Genomic DNA, 3,247 nt, shown 5'->3' with positions numbered 1-3,247 from the left:
GCACCAGCGCCTGCTTCGAACCTTCACCCGTAGGGTGAGCGGATAATTCGTTCATCAGCGCCTCCTTCAGCTAATATTTCAGTCGGTTAGCCGATTATGGCAGGCGAGCATCTGCTCTTTCTAGGATGATGAATCAGATACGCAGCCGTGACATAGGCCCTGCTATCGTCAGACAGGTGAGCCGCAAAGGTAAGCGGCGAGATCTCCCCCCAGTCCGTAGACTCAACTCGGTCGATCAGATGTGGCGACCTTTTGATTATTTTCGCCATGCGGCGCAAATCTCTTTTTTCAATGGCCCTTATCAGGGAACCCTTGCGGGTGGTCAGGTGGATCAGGGTAAACAGGATTGCAAGGATCGCCATAATGACAGCAAACAGAGAGAAGGAGATCCGGTAAATGGAACCCACCTGTTCCGGTCGGTAATGGAACACCGCCTGAGCCGGTAAAACCCCGATAAAAAGCCAGAAAAACAGTGTTGATGTCAATAGGCCGAGTACCTTCGCAACAGGGATGTGCATATCAGGTCTCCCGAGTATCCAGGTGCAGGACAGAGTTCACAGGAAGTATCGCTGAAATTATCGCAAAAGTGCCAGCCCATTTTTGACGAAACAGGATGTTTAGCTTAGTAATTTTAAGTTTTTCTTTTCTTATTCGTTGGGCGAAACGTCAAGCTACTGACTTACAAACAGAGCTTCACGCGCTTTCTGTGGCAAATCAAGGATCACGAAGAAGTCTGCAGGGTACAAATAGTCTTCTGCAGATTCATCGATCACCCTCAGCATGTTTTCCGCTTCAGCCTTGGAATCCTGAAGGACCTGATAGACCTTACCTTTTTCTAGGTCTTCAGACCCACTTGGGTCGATGCACAGGGCGAATTCTGCGGCGAGATTGCTCATAATTGATCTGTTAGTCAATAAAACGCTTGATCTTCATTTTTCGTTTGCCTATTCCGTGGACCTCGTACCAGTGGACTTCAGCTCTTCGGATGTGTCCATTTGAAAGTTTGACGGTCGCCGTTCCTTTGAGTTTCCGCCATCGTCCAGAGCCAAATTGCTTCTTCAAACGCGGAAGCTCTCGAATGCTGTTGCCAACCGCGATCGGCTCGATGTCCTCGATAGAGCCCTGGATTTCGAAGTACATTCATTCACACTCGATCGCAGTTGATTTGCTCGCCCAACAGTCGAATTAGGCGTCGAGCGCCATCTCTAAGCTAGCTGGGGTTTCGCCAACCACAGTGAACCCATGGCGCTCATAAAAACGCCTTGCCGGCGCGTTGATTTTGAAAACCTGCAACTTGACTCCGAGATGCTGCTTCGATGCAGCGGAGATAACCCGTTTCAAAACGTTTGCCCCGAGCCCCTTCTTTCGATGCTCCAGAGCGAGTAAGAGCATCCGGATGTAGAGTTCATAACTATGTTTCTCTACTTGGACATAACCTATGGCTTGACTTTCGCGTAAAACGACCGTTATCTGGTCTGGATCAAAGTGCCCTGAAAAATCATCTTTCTGCCATTGACTATCCCAACCCCAGATCTGTTCAATGTAGCCACTCATCACTGATCGGTATAGCTCGAACAATTGAACTTGATCCTTAAGATTTGCAGGTCGGAAGGAATATTCGACTTCCATCTTTATGCCTAACGACTGGCTAGCCAGCCCAATACCGCGCTGGGAGGGCGTTGATGTTCTGCGCTCAGCTTGACGCGCGGTATTAGGTCGGCGCTGAGCCAATTGTTAGCGTGATATTTCAAGGAGCTCGTAATAATGTGCGGATTCGTTTGTTAATGGATTTTCTGTTTCTGTCACTTGACAGAGAAGCGCCACCTCTTGATCAAGGTGTAGTTGCGAGACCTCGGCTAATAGCCGTTTGGGAAAAAGAATTCGTAGAAGCTCCCCAGTTTGTGAGCGCAGATGAATTCTCTCGCGTTTACTTAGAAGCTCAATAACACCTCGAAAAACCTGGTTGGATTCCTCTTTAAGATTCGTCGCCTCCAATGCCGCTGTAATGGCAGCAATCGTCTCTTGGTCACCTAGCCAATTCTTAATCTCTTCACCCGCAAACGTCCATGTGACTTCTAGTGCAGACGAGCGCGCACGAAGAATGCGCAAGAATTCCCTTAAGCTGCGCGCCCCCGATGGTCCGAGGTCAGATACGGAATCAAGGAAAGCCGCACCTGTACCCTCGGATTCTAGAACCGTTATAACCCGCTCAATTGCATGTTTTGCGGTTCCGTCGTCAAGTAAATCGCGCTGTGCGGCCGCAGCGATAAGCAGGCGTGTTGATCCTGGGGCAATACCGGCAAGCCTGAGGTCCAGTTCTTGATATAGGTCGTCTGGAACTCTTCGCCGTCCCACACCGCCTTGCGTGAAACGCAAAGCCGCGAAGCCCAGCATTCGACGAATTTCTCTCGCGGCACCGGCTACGACATCAAGGGGAACCGACCCGGATTTGAATGAATCAGCGATTAGGCGGAAATCAACGATCTCGTAGGTCCGCCCAACGGATTCCATGGCTTGTAATGTTTCGAGGTCTTGCAGGTGCGCCTTTATTGACTCAGCTTGCAAGCCGAAAGCAAAATCACCGACTGCGGCTTTCGCTGCGGACGCATCTAGAATATCTCTTGCCCTAGTGAGATGATCTTGCGTTCGCTTGCTCATGGTGACAACTCGATGCGTGCAATGCCCTTCGGTTGCTCGTCACGGTCAAACCCATACCAGCCTCTCCAATAGCTACGCATATTTTGATCTTCTGCGACGGCAAACAGTACATCAAGCCCAAGGGTCTGCTTAATGTTGGCGCGGTCAAATAGTCTCTTGAGCGAAACTTGATAAGGAGCGGGCATCGCGTTGACATCAGAGCTTGATGCAAAAACAACCAAATCAATGTCGCCTGGGTCCTGTTTATCTGTCGCGAATGACCCGTCGAGCCAAATTTCGAAGGCTATGCCATATTGGCGCAAGGCTTGAAGGTACTGCTTTAATCCTGCAATCAGCGCTTCGCGCGTGGTGGTGCCGGGAAACTTGCTGAGAAAGTGATTATCCAACTCGGCTTCTTCAATATCATGTATCCCCGGAGCTAAGAGTGGTTTATGTGTCACGTGGTTTCCTTGTTGTTTATGAAGGCCTTGATCATGCCTTGGTCCATTGTTGCTAAGCCGCCACAGGCATCAGGTAGGGGCGCTTTGCCGGTCGAGGTCGTCGTCGAGCCGGCCAAGCCGGCCAAGGCATGCGTTCAAGCACTTGCTCA

At 50.3% G+C, this 3,247-nt stretch carries 6 protein-coding genes; all 6 read right to left on the bottom strand.

What is annotated here, in order from left to right; translation table 11 throughout:
- Positions 1-86: 86 nt before the first annotated feature.
- The 6 genes from CKO36_RS18665 to CKO36_RS18640 all read right to left on the bottom strand — a co-directional run bounded on the left by CKO36_RS18665 (position 87) and on the right by CKO36_RS18640 (position 3,098).
- The gene (locus CKO36_RS18665; RefSeq protein ID WP_200286414.1) at positions 87-518 is read right to left on the bottom strand and encodes a hypothetical protein; all 432 of its coding nucleotides are present in this window, start codon (positions 516-518) and stop codon (positions 87-89) included.
- 153 nt (positions 519-671) lie between these two features.
- Positions 672-896, bottom strand: a complete 225-nt coding sequence (locus CKO36_RS18660) for a hypothetical protein (protein WP_200286413.1) — start codon at positions 894-896, stop codon at positions 672-674.
- A gap of 10 nt (positions 897-906) precedes the next feature.
- Positions 907-1,140 carry a hypothetical protein gene (locus CKO36_RS18655; protein WP_200286412.1) on the bottom strand — a complete coding sequence of 78 codons (234 nt, stop codon included), beginning with the start codon at positions 1,138-1,140 and terminating at the stop codon, positions 907-909.
- 45 nt (positions 1,141-1,185) lie between these two features.
- A complete protein-coding gene (locus CKO36_RS18650) occupies positions 1,186-1,629 on the bottom strand; it encodes a GNAT family N-acetyltransferase (RefSeq protein ID WP_200286411.1) in 444 nt (147 codons plus the stop codon).
- Positions 1,630-1,734: 105 nt separating this feature from the next.
- On the bottom strand, positions 1,735-2,658 hold the full coding sequence (locus CKO36_RS18645; RefSeq protein WP_200286410.1) for a hypothetical protein: 924 nt from the start codon (positions 2,656-2,658) through the stop codon (positions 1,735-1,737).
- On the bottom strand, positions 2,655-3,098 hold the full coding sequence (locus CKO36_RS18640; RefSeq protein ID WP_200286409.1) for a DUF6932 family protein: 444 nt from the start codon (positions 3,096-3,098) through the stop codon (positions 2,655-2,657). Before CKO36_RS18640 ends, CKO36_RS18645 begins: the two co-directional genes overlap by 4 nt.
- Positions 3,099-3,247: the final 149 nt, after the last annotated feature.

The organism is Rhabdochromatium marinum (genome assembly GCF_016583795.1).
GTDB lineage: Bacteria > Pseudomonadota > Gammaproteobacteria > Chromatiales > Chromatiaceae > Rhabdochromatium > Rhabdochromatium marinum.
This window is presented reverse-complemented; position numbering and strand designations above follow the sequence as displayed.

What these genes read in the sequence shown, in the direction of transcription:
- CKO36_RS18665 (WP_200286414.1), bottom strand. Translation starts at nt 518, where the DNA reads ATGCACATCCCTGTTGCGAAGGTACTCGGCCTATTGACATCAACACTG.
- CKO36_RS18660 (WP_200286413.1), bottom strand. Translation starts at nt 896, where the DNA reads ATGAGCAATCTCGCCGCAGAATTCGCCCTGTGCATCGACCCAAGTGGG.
- CKO36_RS18655 (WP_200286412.1), bottom strand. Translation starts at nt 1,140, where the DNA reads ATGTACTTCGAAATCCAGGGCTCTATCGAGGACATCGAGCCGATCGCG.
- CKO36_RS18650 (WP_200286411.1), bottom strand. Translation starts at nt 1,629, where the DNA reads ATGGAAGTCGAATATTCCTTCCGACCTGCAAATCTTAAGGATCAAGTT.
- CKO36_RS18645 (WP_200286410.1), bottom strand. Translation starts at nt 2,658, where the DNA reads ATGAGCAAGCGAACGCAAGATCATCTCACTAGGGCAAGAGATATTCTA.